Origin of the sequence: Bacillus sp. FSL R9-9497, assembly GCF_038005805.1 — a bacterium.
Classification (GTDB): domain Bacteria; phylum Bacillota; class Bacilli; order Bacillales; family Bacillaceae_G; genus Bacillus_A; species Bacillus_A cereus.
This window is the reverse complement of record NZ_JBBOTY010000001.1, coordinates 1,345,738-1,363,028: the sequence shown is the minus strand read 5'-3', so window position 1 is coordinate 1,363,028 and position 17,291 is coordinate 1,345,738. Positions and strand designations below refer to the sequence as shown.

Below are 17,291 nucleotides of genomic sequence, written 5' to 3'. Positions count from 1 at the left end.
CTATATTTAAATGATTATTGAATTAACATAACTTGCTTATCTTGTTTTTTCATACTACGCGTAAATGCTGTTACACCTGTTCTAGCAATTTCTTTCAGACCGTATGGACGAAGTAATTCGATTAACGCTTCTACTTTATCTTGCGTACCTGTTACTTGCACAACTATGGAATCCTTCCCAACATCTATTACAGCGGCTCGAAACGGTTCAATTAAACTATATAATTCTGCTCTTGCTACTGATGTTGCTACTTTAATAAGTGCAAGTTCTCTAGCAATCATCGCTTCTTCTGTAATATCTGATACTTTCAGAACATCAATTTGCTTATGAAGTTGTTTAATTAACTGCTCCACTTGCTGTTCATTTTCAACGTGTACAACAATCGTCATCCGCGATATGTCCGATGATTCCGTATGACCTACTGAAATACTTTCAATATTAAAATGTCTTCGTGTCATAACCCCTGTAATTCGGTTTAACACACCACTTTGATTTCGAACTGTCGCTGTAACAATTCTCTTCACCTTTTTTCCACTCCCTCCATTTGGTGAACACCTTTCCCTGGCGCAACCATCGGCATTACCTTTTCTGATTGAAGTACACGGCAATCAATTACGACTGGTCCTTGTAATTCAATCGCCTGCTGTATTTGCTTCTTTGCAAGAAGTGGATCCTCTATGCGAACTCCTTTTATGCCATACGCATTCGCAAGAGCGACGAAATCTGGTTGACACGACAATAAAGAGTGCGAGTATCTTTGATTATAAAATTCATCTTGCCATTGTCTTACCATTCCTAAAGCTTCATTATTTAAGATAAATACTTTAACAGGCAACGAGTGTTCTTTTAACACACTTAATTCTTGCAAGGTCATTTGAAATCCGGCGTCACCGACAATTGCAATAACTAGTTCCTCAGGCTTTGCAATTTGCGCACCGATTGCTGCTGGAAATCCGAACCCCATCGTTCCTAATCCACCAGAAGTTACCCATTTATCTGGATTTTTCAGCGGATAATATTGCGCTGCCCACATTTGATGTTGCCCAACGTCTGTTGTTACAATCGCTTCTCCCTTCGTAATTTCATATAACATATCAATTGCGTATTGAGGCTTAATACTTTCAGAGTTTCTTTTATAAGAGAATGGATATTGTTCTTTTCTCCCCTTTAATAAAGTGATCCATTCATGATGATTTTCTTTTCCCCCTTCTGGTTCAAGTAATACTTCCAATGCCCGCTTAGCACTTGCAACAATAGGAATTTCAGTCGGCACATTTTTCCCGATTTCTGCTGGATCGATATCGATATGTGCAACAGTAGCCCCTTTAGCAAAATAAGCTAAATTCCCTGTAAGCCGATCATCAAATCTCGCACCTACATTAATGAGTAAGTCACATTCATATAACGCCATATTGGCTGTATAAGAACCGTGCATTCCTCCCATTCCTAAAAATAGTTCATCATCTGGTGGAAAGCCACCGAGACCAAGTAATGTATGCACAACAGGAATTTCATATTTACGAGCAAAACTTGTCAATTCTTTCGAAGCTTTCGCATGCAATATACCCGCTCCAGCTAAAATTAACGGTTTTTTTGCGGTTTCAATTACTTTGAGTAATTTGTTTATTTGAAGTAGATTCGGTTCATAATTAGGGTTATATCCTGGTAAATCCATTTGTACATTACTACATCGCTCACCTTTCTCGACTACCATATCTTTCGGAAGGTCAATAACGACTGGTCCTGGTCTTCCTGTTTTAGCAATATGAAATGCTTCTTTAATAATTCGAGGTAAATCTGAGGCCTTTCGCACTTGATAGTTATGTTTTGTCACTGGCATCGTAAGTCCCATAATATCTGCCTCTTGAAAAGCATCGCTCCCAATTAACGTTGTTGCTACTTGGCCTGTAAATACTACAAGTGGCAATGAATCAATCATTGCATCAGCTAGACCCGTAATTACATTTGTAGCACCTGGTCCACTCGTTGCAATTACAACCCCTGGATGCCCTGTAATTCTGGCATATCCTTCAGCAGCGTGAATTGCCCCTTGCTCATGCCTTGTTAAAATATGCGGAATTTCACAATCATACAATGCATCATAGAGAGGTAAAACGGCACCACCCGGATAACCGAAAATCACTTCTACCCCTTCCTTTTCTAGCGCTTCTAACAATAGCTGTGCACCAGTTGCCAGTTTCTCTTCCGTTTTTGAAGACATTGTTCTTATAAGCCCCCTTTTTCAAACTTTTATACAATAAAAAAATCCTACGTCCACACTCCAGCTATGTGCTGAAGGGACGAAAGATTTCGCGGTACCACCCTTCTTCGCAAGAATACTCTTGCCTCAGTGATCCATAAATGGATCTAGCTAATAACGGAGCTACCGTCTAAGCCTAGACAAATGCTTTAGCTTAGCACTCAAGGGCGATGTTCGTCGACGTGAACCATCGGTTTTCAGCAACCACCGACTCTCTGTGAGGCTTCACAATCAACTACTCCTCCCTATCAACGCTTTCTTATGTTAAAAAAGTTGTTATCCAACTTTATTTTCTTCGTAAATTTTCTCTCCATCTTCTACAACTAACTTACGAAACTCTTCTAATAAACGGTTCGTATGTGGACCTGTTTGCCCTAAGCCAATCGTTCTACCATCTACTGTCGTAACAGCAATCACTTCAGCAGCTGTTCCTGTTAAAAACACTTCATCAGCTACATATACATCATGTCTTGTAAATAACTCTTCTCTTACGTCATACCCAAGTTTTTCGCCGATTTCTAAAATAGCGTTTCGTGTAATACCTTCTAACGCTCCAGCAGAACTTGGTGGTGTAATTAATTTATTTCCTTTAACAATAAACACGTTATCTCCTGATCCTTCAGCTACATATCCTTGATCATTTAACATAAGTGCTTCTTGTACTCCAGCTAATTTCGCTTCAATACGAACTAAAATATTGTTTAAGTAATTTAAAGATTTTACTTGAGGGGATAAAACATCGGGACGATTTCGGCGCGTTGCAACTGTTACAACTGGAATCCCTTTCTCATAATATTCTTGCGGGAATAAAGATAATTGTTCTGCAATTACTACTACATTCGGCTTCTTACATGAATCGGGATCCAATCCAAGATTTCCTGCTCCTCTTGATACAACAAGGCGAATGTATCCATTAGATAATTTATTTTGTCGAATCGTCTCAACAACAATATTTGTTACTTCATCTAATGAATATGGAATTTCTAAAAGGATTGATTTTGCTGATTCATACAGCCGGACAAGATGCTCTCTCAAACGGAAAACATTACCGCTATAAACTCTAATTCCTTCAAACACTCCATCGCCATATAAATAGCCATGATCATATACTGAAACTTTTGCCTCATCTTTTGGAACAAATTCTCCATTTAAGAAAATCCATTGCTCATTCACTAGAAGCGCCTCCTATGTTCTATGAATTTTTTATTGTTTCCTAGTTTACTCTCCTTTCTAAATAAATCAAGTTAATTTTTAGAAAATTTATAATTTTTAATCGTACGTACTTCTTTGCTTATACTGATTTAACAACATTGTTAACGTTTACAAAAAAACCAAAAATTTTTTTCGCTAATTTCCACTAAAAAAATATTTGTTTAAAAGAAGGATTTTCATCAATTGATACGAATCTATTGTATTCAATAAACGGACGTCCGATTTTATAAATCTGGGAATATATAACGACTTTTGCTGAAAAAGGGGGGAAATAACAAAAATAGCGCTGTCTAAAAATAACATTCATATTTTTCATTTCGTAATCATAATCCTATTTTTAAAAAACAATTTGTCAAAATAAAGGAGGAAATAAATATGGCGTGTGTACAAATTAAAGGAACGAGACAAGAGGTAGTAGAAATGCTGCAATTATTTGATCTAATGGATACGAAAGGTTTTTGTAAATTCGATAATTACGTAGAGGTAGAACCAAATACGAAAGAACATAATCATTTTATTGCTTCAATCGACATCCATTCAAATACTTCTTCAGCACAAGATACATTAAACGATCAATTCGTTAGTCAAATGCTTACTGGCGTATATAACGACTAAACAAAGATTTACTTCCTACCGTCTTTTCATAAATATATGCAGTGAACTTGAGCATACTAGCAATTAGATGGTAGGAGGTGAGAATTATGGCTAGAATTGGCGTTGAAAACTCATTAACAGACGTTCAACAAGCTCTTCAACAACAAGGTCATGAAGTTGTTACACTTAACTCAGAACAGGATGCACAAGGGTGTGATTGTTGCGTTGTAACTGGGCAAGATTCTAATGTGATGGGCATTGCAGATACATCAATTAAAGGATCAGTCATTACAGCTCACGGTTTAACAACGGATGAAATTTGTCAACAAGTTGAAAGTCGCACTTAAAAAATGAAAGAGGACTCCTTTTAAAAGGAGTCCTCTTTTTTATATTCACCTAACGGGAAAGTAACATATACTGGATGAAAGCCCTACCTCTCTCTCATCATTACGGTTCCACTGACCGCTCCTTGATTCACTAGTATACATATATAGCTTACAAATACAATTTATAGGGTTTGTTCACAAAAGTTGTTGATAAAATTACCCGATCTTTCGCAAACTTTTCGTATTGCATTCATAAGAGATATTTACTTTACACTAGCTGTAACCGAGACACGAATTAAAATTATAACACCAATACAATAACTTGTCAATTTTTTTCGGTAAATTAAAAACAGACATTAACGGTTTGTCTGTTTTAGAATGGAGCTTTTTCTTTTATTACATATACAACAAAGCCGCTTACTAACATAAATAAGCCAACTACTAAGTTTTTGATATTAATCATAAATTCCTCTCCCTTATTCCACACATCATATATATTTACATTTCAATTATTCCGATCATCCTAAAGCGCACTTTTTCTAATATATCATAATTCCTAAAAAATGCAAGTTCACTTTTGACGACCATTCACAAATTTATCTACAGTGCTTGGTACAGTATTTAAAGCCTTTTCAATTAAATGTGTACTGCTGTTGAGATGTAATACTTGCACCCCATTAGAACCAACTACTAAAAAAGCTACTGGACTAATGGAAACCCCAGCCCCGCTTCCTCCTCCAAATGGATGCCCTTGTTTGTTCTCTTTATGCTGATTTTGCCCACCGTTATGTTTTTCAGCAATGAAATCCCCTTTAAAATCACTTCCACCAGCTCCAAAACCAAAAGCCACTTGAGATACTGTTAATACTACATTTCCGTCAGCTGTTGAAACCGGGCTCCCAACAATTGTATTTACATCTACCATCTCTTTTAAATTTGTCATTGCCGTTTTCATTAAATTTTCAATTGGATGTTCCATTATGTATTGCACCCTTTCCTCATTATTCCTTTTTATATTTTCCAAAATAGAGGAAGTCATACTAACTTTTCCTATTTCAAAAAAACATTTTCCTTCTTTTAAAAGATACTACTCCCTGTACATGCTCCGGTATAGTGAAACTTTAATCAGTGGGATGTGTACGTAGCTCGACTCCCACAAATAGCGGGATAAAAAAGAAAAAGAGATACATACTACTATTGAACCTTGTTATGAAAGGAGTCATGACTTTGACTGAGAAATTTGATGATTATAAAAGAAGAGATAGAATAGATAGTGATTATAGTGACTATAAAGAAGAGTACGCCGCTGAGGTTGCACCACAACGCATTGATTATAATTACGATGATAAAGACGATAAAGATGTTGTAAAATCGTCCGCTGCTGGATCAACTGCTGGTTTTATCGCTCTTGCGCTATCTATCTTATCGCTATTTACATTTCCAACACTATTTGGTCTTGTTTCTGTTTTACTCGGTATTTACGCTTATAATCGCGGAGCTACTGTAACTGGCGGTATCGCTGCAGTTGTCGGTGGAATTGCTGCACTTATCGCAATTTTATTCCGAGTAGCACTTATTGGTCTATTGTTCTCCCTGTTCTAAAAAAGAAAAAGGTATCTCGCTTAACGCGGGATACCTTATCCTGTAAACACATCTTCCGATGGATATTTTATTTTTTGTTTTGCTGGTCGCGCTAAAGAGAACACAAGTGTTAATGGTCCAATTAATCCGCAGAACATAACAAACATAATAATACATTTTCCGAATGCCGATAGCTGTGCAGTAATTCCCATCGTTAATCCGACTGTGCCAAACGCTGATATTGTCTCAAATAATAATTGAATAAAGCTGAAGTTTTCTGTAAGCATTAATATGAATACCGCTGCTAAAATAAGTATTTGACTGGCAACAGCAATTGCTAATGCCCTCGTTACTGTCGACATTTTAATTGTACGCTGAAATAAAACAATTTCCTCCTTTTTTCTAAAGAAAGAAAGGACAGATGTAATTAAGATAACAAACGTCGTTAATTTAATTCCTCCACCTGTCGATACACTTCCTGCACCAATAAACATTAAAATCATCGTAAATAATATAGATGATTCTTCCATACCTCCATAGTCAACCGTATTAAATCCAGCTGTCCGCGGAGTAATACCTTGAAAGAAGGAAGCCCATAGTTTTTCATTTAAAGATAAATTCCCTAACGTCTTCACATTATTATATTCCAATACAAAAATTACAATCATTGCTATAACATTTAGCACTACTGTTCCAATAATCATTATTTTTGAGTGAAGTGATAATTTTCGAAAACTGCGACTATACCATATATCAATTAATACGGTAAAACCGAGTCCTCCGATTACAATTAAAGAGCAAATCCCAATATTAATAATGGGATCCCCTACATATCTTGTTAAATTATCTGGCCATAAAGCAAATCCTGCATTATTATAAGATGCAATTACATGAAAAATACTATAGTATAAACCTTTTCCAAAACCAAACTCTGGAATAAAGCGAAACGATAAAAAAATGACCCCAATAAGTTCAATACAAATCGAAAATATAAAGACACGCTTTACTAATTTTACAAGACCACCTATATTGGTTTGATTAAATGCTTCTCCAATTAATAAACGATGGCGTAATCCGATTTTTTTACCTAGTACCCAAACAATTAAAATGGCAATTGTCATAAGACCTAGACCACCTGTTTGAATTAAAAACATAATAACAATTTCGCCAAACATCGTAAATGTACTTGCTGTATCCACTACTCCCAAACCAGTTACGGTCGCTGCTGAAGTTGCTGTAAAGAAAGCATCTACCCAACTAATATGTGCTTTCGTTGCGAATGGTAATTTTAATAACAAACCGCCAACCACAATTAAGCAGAAAAAGCCTAATGCTAATATTTGTGGTGGGTTTAATCGTATAAGACGATTATACAGCCCTTGTTTTTTTGTTACGTTCATATCACTAACTCCCTTATTAAAGTGAAACTTTCCCCTCATAAATAAAAAGCTTTTTAAAAGCCCTTAAATAATTGGGACAAACCTTATATTCTCATAATATAGTTGAGCATAATCTTTTTTTTCATAGATTACAACTTTTATTTATATTCAGATTCCTTTTCGTTTTTATGCTGGAAAACTCTATATCCTAACTCAATATTGCTAGCAATAACAATTTCATATGTACTATTTTTCAAATCCCCATATCTTTCACTCTATGTTCACATAGAGGTCACATCCACCTTTTATAGTATATGTATCGAAGCTGTTCCTCCCTAATTTATAAGACATTCCCCAGTGTCTTTGAATAGCTTCCATCCCTAATTAAATTGACATAAATTGTCCCCTTCCCTTGACCATCTTATAAATGATGGTCTTATTTTTTGTTTGCTCTATCTTTTATTCCACTATTTGTGGGCAATAAACGCCCGATTGGTTAAAGCTAATAATCAACAGGGGATGAACAAAAAACACTCATTAAATTTTCATTTTATTTAAAACTCCCTCTCTCTTTCACTCTATGTTCACACAGAGGTCACATCTACCTTTTATAGTATATGTATCGAAGTTGTTCCTCCCTAATTTATAAGACATTCCCCAGTGTCTTAAAGCAGCTTCCATCCCTAATTAAATTGACATAAATTGTCCCCTTCCTTGACCATCTTATAAATGATGGTCTTATTTTTTTGTCTTTCTACCTTTTATTTAAAACTCCCTCTCTCTTTCACCCTATGTTCACACAGAGGTCACATCTACCTTTTATAGTATATGTATCGAAGTTGTTCCTCCCTAATTTATAAGACATTCCCCAGTGTCTTTGAACAGCTTCCATCCCTAATTAAATTGACATAAATTGTCCCCTTCCTTGACCATCTTATAAATGATGGTCTTATTTTTTTGTCTTTCTACCTTTTATTTAAAACTCCCTCTCTCTTTCACCCTATGTTCACATGAGAGTCACACCTACCTTTTATAGTATATGTATCGAAGTTGTTCCTCCCTAATTTATAAGACATTCCCCAGTGTCTTAAAGCAACTTCCATCCCTAATTAAATTGACATAAATTGTCCCCTTCCCTAGACCATCCTATGTGATGGTCTATTTTATTTTCCAAACACAAAATCAGTCTATCTACACTTAAATTAAAACAAAAAATTCAGAAAATATTGTCAAATTAGGTATTTTTTCGGTATAATTACTTTAGAAAGAAATTTTGCAAAAACAAAAGGGGGGATTTTATTGAAACAAACAAAAGCAATCTTAATCGCATTATTCCTAGGTCTAGTTGTTGGACTCACTCTAAATTTAGCTGCTCCATCTATCTTTGAGCCACTAAATCAATATGTGTTCAACCCAATTGGTCAATTATTTATTCGACTTATTAAAATGCTAGTTGTTCCTGTTGTGTTCATTTCTATCGTACTTGGTGCTGCCGGTCTTGGAGATCCGAAACAACTTGGAAGAATCGGTTTAAAATCAATTTCATTCTTTCTCGTAACAACTGCGGTTGCCATCTCTATAGCGGTTACATTTGCACTTATTATAAAACCAGGAGCTGGCGGTAATTTTAAAACAGAAGGTCTTAAGTATGAAGGTGCAAAAACTGAAACATCTTTCGTCGACACATTGTTAAATATCGTACCAGATAACCCAGCAAAAGCCATGGCTGACGGAAACATGTTACAAATCATTGCCTTTGCCGTATTGATTGGACTCGGTATAGCTATTTTAGGAAAACGAGTTCAAGGTATCCATTCATTACTTGAACAGGGCAACGAATTAATGATGTATCTTGTTAATCTCGTTATGAAATTAGCCCCAATTGGAACATTCGGTTTGCTCGCTTCATCCGTTGGTAAAATGGGTCTTGCAGGCGTCGCTGCGATGTTCAAGTATATGATTGTCGTTATGTTAGTACTCATTATTCACGGGGTCTTTGTATATGGCGGCTTATTAAAGGTATTAGCAAAAGAAAGTATTGTTCGTTTCTTTAAACATTTCGGACCAGTAATGGCAATTGGATTTAGTACATCTAGCTCTAATGCATCGCTTCCATTTGCAATGAAAACAGCACAAGATAAGCTTGGCGTTCCAAAAGCGATAAGCTCATTTGTACAACCACTAGGGGCAACTATTAATATGGATGGTACTGCCATTATGCAAGGAGTAGCCACTGTATTTATCGCTCAAGTATACGGAGTTGAACTTACATTACCGCAATTAGCTATGGTCGTATTAACTGCTGTACTAGCTAGTATCGGTACTGCTGGTGTACCTGGTGTTGGACTTGTAATGCTTACAATGGTTTTAAATCAAGTAAATCTACCAGTAGAAGGTATCGCTTTAATTATCGGTATTGACCGTATTCTAGATATGTCTAGAACAGCTGTAAACATTTCTGGGGATGCAATTTGCGCAATGATTGTCGCAAAATCAGAAGAAAAATATAATACGGATCAATCGGCAGCATCGTAAATCAAAAAAGGAGTGAATTATTTCACTCCTTTTTTGATTTACTCCCTTTTTTAGAACGATATTCTTTTCCTTTATTATCATTACCAGTTTCAAATTCAGTGCTAAATTCCTGATTAAATTGGCCGGACTTTGGTGATCCTTGATTACCGCTCCCTTTACTACCGTTACGATTCGTCATATTTCTCCCTCCTTCCTTGTATTAGTAGTATGGCGCTCTATCTTTTTTCATACACATTTTATTTATTAACATCTATTACACACGAAAGAAGATCTCCCATCTATAAGGAAGACCTTCTATTTTATCACGTAAGCGTTTTCTTGTTTATAATCACTTAAATAAGTTTTTTGGAAATTGAAATCATTACATTCATTTCATCTTCTGAAAGTGCAGAGAATCTTTCTTGTAAATATTGTTTTTTCGCATCTTCCATTTTCGCAACTAAATCTTTCCCTTGTTCTGTAATCTCTAAATACACAACTCGGCGATCTGATGTAGAACGTGAACGAGTTACAAAACCTTTATTAATTAATTTTTCTGTAACAGCTGTAATATGACTATTCGACACATTTAATTCATTTGCTACACGCGATACCATTTCTTTATTCGTACGATTTAATATTCTTAGGACGATGAATTCATTCCACGGTATGTAACCACCGAATATTTTTCCGATATCATTACGCAACGTGCGAAACATAGCAAACACATTTGTCGATAGTTCTTCCATTAATTGCTCTCGATTTTGAGACAACATTGACAGCTCCTTTTATTTCATTTAGTTAAATAAAAACCTTATTAATAATTTTACATGAAATCTTACTTTTTGTCACCTTATTTTCCCATAATTCGTAGTTTTTTAATATGTATTTCATGATAAAATGAAGTCAACTTCCAGAAAAAGGGGTATTTTAATGCATGAGGAGGATAGGTTCTCAAATCTCAGCCTAAAAGATAAAACAATTATCATTAGTATTATTGCTCTTTTTCTCATTATAGTTTTTACATTTATATTTTTTGTATATGTAGGAATCTTTCAAATTACAGGTATAGCGTATAGTTCACGTACTGCTTTACTTCTCTTTTTTCTATTAATCACTTTCTTAGATGGTATTACATTATTTATTTTCAGTTTCTTCAAAGCGCTGCTATATCCATTAACTCAAAACATGCCAAATTGGATTTCTCTCACTCTTTTCTCATTCATTGAAATTACACTAGATTGGTTCGTCATTCATACTGCTGATGATTGGATAGAAAGCGTACAAATGTCCAACTTAACTGAATTATGTGTCGTACTATTCTTTTTTCTATTAAATAAATTATTAAGTGACAAGAAAGAGTAAGAATACAAGCTTTTCTATATAAAAGTTGGTACAATGAAAGCAAATCTTACTAAAGAGGTGTTAATTATGAACTTACAACAATGGGCTGATAAAGGTATGTCCTTTGATACATATGTGAATGAAATGCAAGTAAACCAATACGAGCTACTACACATTTACAATAATTTTTTAATTCCAAATGAATTACTTCCTGTATTAGAAGAACGTCAAAATGATGGCTGGCGTGTTATCGTATTAACTGCTGATTGGTGTGGCGATGCTCTTTTATGCGTACCTGTTATGAAACGAATTTCTGAAGTTGCAAATATTGATATGCGTTTATTAATTCGCGATGAAAACTTAGAATTAATGGATCAATATTTAACAAATGGAACAGCACGTGCGATTCCAATCTTTATTTTCATTGATAAAGATGGAAATGAACAAGCCGTCTTTGGACCACGCGCTCCAAAAGTACAAGAATTAGTAACTTCAATGCGCGCTACATTACCTGAAAAAGAAGATCCAACATTCGAAGAAAAACAAAAAGAAATGTATGCTAATTTCCGTGCTACATTAGCTGATGATACTTCTCTTTGGGAACATGTAATGGAAAACATGATAGAAAAATTAGTAAAATAAAAACCTGCCGAGCTCGGCAGGTTTTTATTTTACATAATGAAGAAATAGAATACCGCAGCTAAAATGAAACGATAATAAGCGAACGGTGTTAGTTTTACACGAGATAATAATTTCAAGAATGAAACAATTGCAAGCATCGCAACAACGAATGCAGTTACAAATCCTGTTACAAATAGCGTTATATCTGCTGAGCTTAATACATCCCAGCTTTTAATTAAATCTAAGCCACTTGCAGCTACCATCATCGGTACCGCTAAAATGAACGTATATTCAGCTGCCGCTGTATGCGACACGCGAGCTAATAAACCACCACTTATTGTAGAACCAGAACGAGAAAATCCTGGCCAAAGAGCTAAACATTGGAACATTCCAATTGTAAATGCCTGTTTATATGTGATTTCATCTAACGTTCTTGCTGTACTTGGTTTTGAAAACTTCTCAGCAACAATCATTAAAATACCACCGGCTACTAAGCTAATAACAACTGGTCCTGGACCAAATAAAACCTCTTTAATAGTGCTATGGAATAATACGCCAAGTACCCCGGCAGGAATCATCCCGATAATAATATGTAATAAATTTAACGATGGTCCGTCTGTTACTTTACCTATTCCAACTAACGACCATAGACGCTTCCAAAATATAACAACAACTGCTAAAATCGATCCCAATTGGATAACAACTTCAAAAACTTTCGCTCTCTCATCGTCAAATCCAATTAAATGTCCTGTTAAAATCATATGTCCTGTTGATGATACTGGTAGAAACTCTGTTAACCCTTCAACAGCACCCATGATTAAACCAATTAACCAATCAGCCACAAGTAGTGCCTCCTTAATAACAAATAATATGTAATTTTTTCACACCTTATCATAATACCTTATCCCTTTTCAAAGTGCATCCTTTTTTTTATTGGTTTCATATGTTGTAGGCGCGTATTTCTTTTCTAATCTTTGATTAAATTGTATGATAGTAAGAGTTTGTTTTTTTATACGGAAAGGGGATTTTATGAAAGAAACTACTTCATTCTCACAAAAGTTAAAGCAATTTGTATTACTATTTTTTCCGATTTTCGTAACGCAAATGTCATTATTTGCGATGAGCTTTTTCGATACAACAATGTCAGGACATGCAAGCCCAACTGATTTAGCAGGTGTCGCAATTGGAACAAGTATATGGATTCCAGTTAGTACTGGGTTAACAGGGATTTTAATGGCCACGACTCCCATTGTTGCCCAGCTCGTTGGGTCCAAGAAAAAAGAGGACGTTCCTCACGTTGTCATACAAGCAGTTTATTTAGCAATTTGTGCTAGCTTCGTTGTTATCCTCATCGGTTTCTTCGTCGTTTCACCTATTTTAAACGGCATGCGCTTAGAAGAACCTGTGGAACGTATTGCAGCTCAATTTTTAAGTATTATCGCAATAGGAATTATACCTTTATTCACTTACACGGTTTTACGTGGATTTATTGATGCATTAGGAAAAACTCGAACAACGATGATTATTACATTACTATCATTACCAATTAACGTAATATTAAATTACTTATTAATCTTTGGTAACTTCGGTTTCCCAAAGCTTGGTGGTGTCGGAGCGGCAATTGCTTCCACTGCAACATATTGGTGCATTTTAATTATTACAGTCATTATTATTCAGACGAAAGAGCCTTTTGCCTCTTTCAACATTTTCAAACAATTATACCGCCCTTCTCTTTCGAGTTGGACAGCATTCTTAAAGCTTGGCGTCCCTATCGGATTTGCTATCTTTTTTGAAACGAGTATTTTCGCTGCGGTAACGCTTATGATGAGTAATTTTAGTACGACAACTATTGCAGCTCACCAAGCAGCTATGAACTTTGCTTCCTTGTTATATATGACTCCGCTAAGTTTAGCAATGGCAATGACTATTGCGGTCGGATTCGAAGTTGGTGCAAAACGTTTCGATAATGCAAAACAATACGGACTGATTGGAATTGGATTAGCCCTTGCCTTTGCTTTATTATATTCGATTCTTCTCTACTTCTTTGATGATCAAATTGCTTCTATTTATACGACAGATGCAAAAGTTCATCATTTAGCAAAAGAATTTCTTATCTTTGCGATTTTATTTCAAATTTCAGATGCAATTGCAACTCCTGTACAAGGAGCTCTGCGTGGTTATAAAGATGTAAATGTCGCTCTAATTATGACTTTAATTGCTTATTGGATAATAGGTCTACCACTAGGTTATATATTAGCAACGTATACAGAATGGGCCGCAAAAGGCTATTGGATCGGTCTTATTATCGGTCTAGCATTTGGCGCTGCCTTCCTACTTATCCGTCTCTTTCAAGTACAACGAAAATATACAACACAAAACAGCCGCTAATAATAAAGCGGCTGTTTTCTTTATGCATATTTTTTCTTGTAACGTATAATATAATGAAAAAGAAAGGTGGGTACATATGGACGACAAAGAAAAAAAGCAATCATTCGATGAAGAATTTGCCCCTGAAATTTCACCTGGATATCGGCAAGATGTACATAAGCCACCTAAATATAAAAACACTTCGTTTTTAATGGGCATTACCATTTTCGCTGCTGTATTACTCATACTTATCATTTTCGTTTATTTTTGATGAAAGGTGGCCTATTATATGAAGAAACAAGATTCCAATCGTTCAAAAAGAACTGTTAAAACACAAAAAGGATATGCAGGAGATTCTGTTCATACCCTTAAACAAGTCGAGCAAGGAAATTTATATATTGCTCAAAAAGAACTTGGTCAACAAAATGAAAATCTTTAAAGGCCCTTTATTCCTTGAGGGCCTTTTTATTCCGCATTAAGTAATACACCCCCCAAATGTTCTATTGAGCAATGAATTTCCTTTATTGTACGCTCTGCTTTTGTTCTAGCACCATAAATATATTATTAACCTTTACAATTTTCACTTCATAATTCAATTTCATTTCACTTCTCTTACCATTTTCAGTACCCGCAACGTACGCTACAGCTTGATAAAGAAAACTCTCATCGGTCTCTTCACGTACCTCCTCGTTTGTAAATTTATACTCTAAATCTCGAAAACGATTTGGATAATAATTTCCCATTAATTGTTCATACCCTCTATTTAAAAATAGTTCTTCACCTTTTCGTTTCACATCTTCTTTATTAGTAGACCCAAACACTGATAGTTGCTCGGTCACAAAATGCTCTCCTACCTTTCTCATTTCATTATGAGTTAAATTTTCTATACTTTTGTTCTTTAACTCCTTATTTAACTCGTACTGATCAATCGGTTTAAAGGTAGCAAAAACCTCCTCTTTATATGACCAAAACAATACAAAAGCGATACATAGAGAACTGATTAACAGTCTTTTTTTCGTAATACTCCCGTCCTTCTTCATAATGATAGCTATATTTTAACGTATAGAAAGAAAATTCTGATATCATAAAGTGGAATAACTTAACTTAGAAACGAGGAACAATTATGGACTCTTACAAACATTATATAAAAGAAGCTTTGCCTAATCTTTCTATACATTCATATAAACAAAATGAAGAAGGATGGGATAATGTAGCAATTATAGTAAATGATGAGCTATTGTTTCGTTTCCCACGAAAACAGGAATATGCGATGCGAATTCCGTTAGAAAAAGAACTATGCGCAATTCTCACTCAATCACTACAAGAAATCGAAGTTCCACAATATCACCTAATTTATAAAAATGAATCTGATGAGGTTCCTCTTTGTAGTTACTATACTCTCATTCATGGTGAACCATTAAAAACAGACACAGTTGCCACGCTGGAGGATCCAGAGCTGAAAGCAATTATTACACAATTAGCTACTTTCCTTGCGGTACTACATAGCATTCCTTTACACCAAGTTACAACGCTATGTTTCCCTATTGAAAAAACATGTACCTACTGGAAAGAGCTACAAACAAAATTAAACCAATATCTCACTACTAGCCTTACTTCATTACAGAAACTAGCCTTAAATCGCTTATTTGAAAATTTCTTTGCATGTTTAGCTACATCCACTTTTCAAAATACAATCATTCACGCTGATTTTACTCATCATCACATTTTATTTAACAAGCATAACAAAAGCATTTCAGGTGTTATCGATTTTGGTGATGCGCAAATTGGCGATCCTGCTTTTGATTTTGCAGGACTATATTATGATTTCGGACATGAGTTTACTACATCTGTATATGAACAGTACAGTACACTTATTTCTCATCATGATCCATTACTCATTCATCGCATTACTATCTTTTATCAATACAGTCCTTTACTACATAATATTATTTATAACTTTGAGTCAGAGAATAAACTCGAATTCATTACAGGCACAGAACAGCTAAAAACGATATTACAGGGATGAGATTACAGGGATGAGATTACATTCTCTCCCTATATACTCTCTCCTCATACAACATTAACTTTTTATCCATTTCAACAATGACTTTATACAATTGAAATGCCTGTAAAATTTGCAGTTGAATTTCAAAAGGAGCATTCTGTTCTTTTAACCATTGAAATACTTTCGTTTCATCTTTCATTGATTATTCCTCCCTTTATTAAAATCTGCTACAAATATACGGTAAATGATGAAAAGCTTTTCATGTCAACAACAAAAAAGGATGCAAAGTTGCATCCTTTAATGTACGATATTTTTCTTCTGCTCCGCTTCTTTCTTTACTTCTTCCCCTTGGCATTCACTACGAAATGCACAACTTATACACTCAGAACGAAAATGACGCTCTGTATAATGCTCAGGTTGTTGCAACATTTCTTTCATTCTAGATAAATCAGCCATTCCAGTTATAATATCTTCCTGTTTCGGAATGTACTCATACTTAGTTCCTTCTATTAAATTAATAACTTCAATCTTTCCTGGAAGAACGCCGAAAGCTTTATAACCGAATACTGTCATTAGCTTCTGACAAAGAGCAAGCATTTCCTCATCTGCATCGACAACATACTTTTTAATTACAAACGACTCAGCACTCCACTCACCAACTTCAAATGTCAATGACATGTGGACACCTAACTCTTCCATATATGTTTGAAACTTCTCGTATAAAAACAATGGTGGTGTCTGACTATCATCCTTTTCAACAAACTGTAATAAGTGATCCGTTAGCTTCGCTAATACAATATAGTACTCCGTCTTCGAAGCAAACATATTAATCCTTACTTTTTTCCAATACTTTTCTATTAATATTAAAAGTACAATTTTCGTTTGTTGACCCGCAGGTAGCATGTAATACTCGTTAATAATTTGATTGACAATCATTTGTGCTATTTGTTGCCATTCAAATGAAGAAGGTTCTCTTCTTTTTATATGACGAAAATAAAATTTATGCGGACAACGCATAAAATCATACAAATGATAATCTGTCATCGTTTTGATTGAGATTTTCTCATGCACTTGCTCTTCATCTCCCT

Annotated in this window: 22 protein-coding genes and 1 other annotated feature; of the genes, 10 read left to right on the top strand and 12 right to left on the bottom strand. The window is 35.1% G+C overall.

The window, feature by feature from the left end:
- Positions 1-14 precede the first annotated feature (14 nt).
- From ilvN to ilvE, 3 genes are all read right to left on the bottom strand, one after another.
- The gene (gene ilvN, locus MKY21_RS07100) at positions 15-524 is read right to left on the bottom strand and encodes an acetolactate synthase small subunit (protein WP_000822946.1); all 510 of its coding nucleotides are present in this window, start codon (positions 522-524) and stop codon (positions 15-17) included.
- On the bottom strand, positions 521-2,221 hold the full coding sequence (gene ilvB / locus MKY21_RS07095) for an acetolactate synthase large subunit (RefSeq protein WP_000095835.1): 1,701 nt from the start codon (positions 2,219-2,221) through the stop codon (positions 521-523). Before ilvB ends, ilvN begins: the two co-directional genes overlap by 4 nt.
- Before the next feature lie 72 nt (positions 2,222-2,293).
- Positions 2,294-2,521 (bottom strand) — a binding site (T-box leader).
- A 15-nt stretch (positions 2,522-2,536) separates the two neighbouring features.
- Positions 2,537-3,433, bottom strand: a complete 897-nt coding sequence (ilvE, locus tag MKY21_RS07090) for a branched-chain-amino-acid transaminase (protein ID WP_001005486.1) — start codon at positions 3,431-3,433, stop codon at positions 2,537-2,539.
- A gap of 414 nt (positions 3,434-3,847) precedes the next feature.
- Between ilvE and MKY21_RS07085 the strand changes: the two genes are divergently transcribed.
- Both MKY21_RS07085 and MKY21_RS07080 read left to right on the top strand, forming a co-directional pair.
- Positions 3,848-4,087 carry a DUF3911 family protein gene (locus MKY21_RS07085; protein ID WP_000752512.1) on the top strand — a complete coding sequence of 80 codons (240 nt, stop codon included), beginning with the start codon at positions 3,848-3,850 and terminating at the stop codon, positions 4,085-4,087.
- Positions 4,088-4,173: 86 nt separating this feature from the next.
- Positions 4,174-4,413 carry a YkuS family protein gene (locus MKY21_RS07080; RefSeq protein ID WP_000101022.1) on the top strand — a complete coding sequence of 80 codons (240 nt, stop codon included), beginning with the start codon at positions 4,174-4,176 and terminating at the stop codon, positions 4,411-4,413.
- Between the two features lie 352 nt (positions 4,414-4,765).
- Here MKY21_RS07080 and MKY21_RS07075 read toward each other — a convergent pair whose 3' ends face one another.
- Positions 4,766-4,855, bottom strand: a complete 90-nt coding sequence (locus MKY21_RS07075; protein ID WP_000608227.1) for a hypothetical protein — start codon at positions 4,853-4,855, stop codon at positions 4,766-4,768.
- A gap of 108 nt (positions 4,856-4,963) precedes the next feature.
- Positions 4,964-5,431: a GerW family sporulation protein gene (gene ytfJ, locus MKY21_RS07070; RefSeq protein WP_001999427.1), complete on the bottom strand. Its 468-nt coding sequence runs from the start codon at positions 5,429-5,431 to the stop codon at positions 4,964-4,966.
- 188 nt (positions 5,432-5,619) lie between these two features.
- Between ytfJ and MKY21_RS07065 the strand changes: the two genes are divergently transcribed.
- Positions 5,620-5,994 carry a hypothetical protein gene (locus MKY21_RS07065; protein WP_000136550.1) on the top strand — a complete coding sequence of 125 codons (375 nt, stop codon included), beginning with the start codon at positions 5,620-5,622 and terminating at the stop codon, positions 5,992-5,994.
- A gap of 35 nt (positions 5,995-6,029) precedes the next feature.
- On the opposite strand, the gene MKY21_RS07060 is transcribed toward MKY21_RS07065, so the two are convergent.
- Entirely contained in the window at positions 6,030-7,373 is a 1,344-nt protein-coding gene (locus MKY21_RS07060) for a TrkH family potassium uptake protein (RefSeq protein ID WP_001103324.1), read from the bottom strand.
- A 1,278-nt stretch (positions 7,374-8,651) separates the two neighbouring features.
- Between MKY21_RS07060 and MKY21_RS07055 the strand changes: the two genes are divergently transcribed.
- Complete coding sequence (locus MKY21_RS07055) at positions 8,652-9,887, top strand: dicarboxylate/amino acid:cation symporter (RefSeq protein ID WP_000814809.1); 1,236 nt, start codon at positions 8,652-8,654, stop codon at positions 9,885-9,887.
- A 22-nt stretch (positions 9,888-9,909) separates the two neighbouring features.
- Here MKY21_RS07055 and MKY21_RS07050 read toward each other — a convergent pair whose 3' ends face one another.
- Both MKY21_RS07050 and MKY21_RS07045 read right to left on the bottom strand, forming a co-directional pair.
- Positions 9,910-10,065 (bottom strand): hypothetical protein, encoded by a 156-nt coding sequence (locus MKY21_RS07050; RefSeq protein ID WP_000184928.1) that lies wholly within the window; start codon positions 10,063-10,065, stop codon positions 9,910-9,912.
- Between the two features lie 154 nt (positions 10,066-10,219).
- Entirely contained in the window at positions 10,220-10,639 is a 420-nt protein-coding gene (locus MKY21_RS07045) for a MarR family winged helix-turn-helix transcriptional regulator (protein WP_000081432.1), read from the bottom strand.
- Positions 10,640-10,799: 160 nt separating this feature from the next.
- On the opposite strand from MKY21_RS07045, the gene MKY21_RS07040 reads away from it, so the two are divergent.
- Both MKY21_RS07040 and MKY21_RS07035 read left to right on the top strand, forming a co-directional pair.
- Positions 10,800-11,231 carry a regulatory YrvL family protein gene (locus MKY21_RS07040; protein ID WP_000544068.1) on the top strand — a complete coding sequence of 144 codons (432 nt, stop codon included), beginning with the start codon at positions 10,800-10,802 and terminating at the stop codon, positions 11,229-11,231.
- Positions 11,232-11,264: 33 nt separating this feature from the next.
- A complete protein-coding gene (locus MKY21_RS07035; protein ID WP_001999429.1) occupies positions 11,265-11,852 on the top strand; it encodes a thioredoxin family protein in 588 nt (195 codons plus the stop codon).
- A 29-nt stretch (positions 11,853-11,881) separates the two neighbouring features.
- Here the strand turns inward: MKY21_RS07035 and uppP are convergent, their stop codons facing one another.
- The gene (gene uppP / locus MKY21_RS07030; protein WP_000796256.1) at positions 11,882-12,673 is read right to left on the bottom strand and encodes a bacitracin resistance undecaprenyl-diphosphatase; all 792 of its coding nucleotides are present in this window, start codon (positions 12,671-12,673) and stop codon (positions 11,882-11,884) included.
- 187 nt (positions 12,674-12,860) lie between these two features.
- On the opposite strand from uppP, the gene MKY21_RS07025 reads away from it, so the two are divergent.
- The 3 genes from MKY21_RS07025 (at position 12,861) to MKY21_RS07015 (ending at position 14,637) form a co-directional block, all read left to right on the top strand.
- The gene (locus tag MKY21_RS07025; protein WP_000665550.1) at positions 12,861-14,219 is read left to right on the top strand and encodes an MATE family efflux transporter; all 1,359 of its coding nucleotides are present in this window, start codon (positions 12,861-12,863) and stop codon (positions 14,217-14,219) included.
- Positions 14,220-14,295: 76 nt separating this feature from the next.
- Positions 14,296-14,469 carry a hypothetical protein gene (locus MKY21_RS07020; protein WP_000341062.1) on the top strand — a complete coding sequence of 58 codons (174 nt, stop codon included), beginning with the start codon at positions 14,296-14,298 and terminating at the stop codon, positions 14,467-14,469.
- 18 nt (positions 14,470-14,487) lie between these two features.
- Positions 14,488-14,637, top strand: a complete 150-nt coding sequence (locus MKY21_RS07015; RefSeq protein WP_000743742.1) for a hypothetical protein — start codon at positions 14,488-14,490, stop codon at positions 14,635-14,637.
- Positions 14,638-14,719: 82 nt separating this feature from the next.
- Here the strand turns inward: MKY21_RS07015 and MKY21_RS07010 are convergent, their stop codons facing one another.
- Positions 14,720-15,238 carry a hypothetical protein gene (locus tag MKY21_RS07010; RefSeq protein ID WP_000710751.1) on the bottom strand — a complete coding sequence of 173 codons (519 nt, stop codon included), beginning with the start codon at positions 15,236-15,238 and terminating at the stop codon, positions 14,720-14,722.
- 83 nt (positions 15,239-15,321) lie between these two features.
- Between MKY21_RS07010 and MKY21_RS07005 the strand changes: the two genes are divergently transcribed.
- Positions 15,322-16,224 carry an aminoglycoside phosphotransferase family protein gene (locus tag MKY21_RS07005; RefSeq protein ID WP_000378975.1) on the top strand — a complete coding sequence of 301 codons (903 nt, stop codon included), beginning with the start codon at positions 15,322-15,324 and terminating at the stop codon, positions 16,222-16,224.
- Between the two features lie 16 nt (positions 16,225-16,240).
- Here the strand turns inward: MKY21_RS07005 and MKY21_RS07000 are convergent, their stop codons facing one another.
- Together MKY21_RS07000 and MKY21_RS06995 are read right to left on the bottom strand one after the other, a co-directional pair.
- On the bottom strand, positions 16,241-16,402 hold the full coding sequence (locus tag MKY21_RS07000; RefSeq protein WP_000651084.1) for a hypothetical protein: 162 nt from the start codon (positions 16,400-16,402) through the stop codon (positions 16,241-16,243).
- A 98-nt stretch (positions 16,403-16,500) separates the two neighbouring features.
- The gene (locus tag MKY21_RS06995; RefSeq protein WP_000544567.1) at positions 16,501-17,274 is read right to left on the bottom strand and encodes a hypothetical protein; all 774 of its coding nucleotides are present in this window, start codon (positions 17,272-17,274) and stop codon (positions 16,501-16,503) included.
- Positions 17,275-17,291 lie beyond the last annotated feature (17 nt).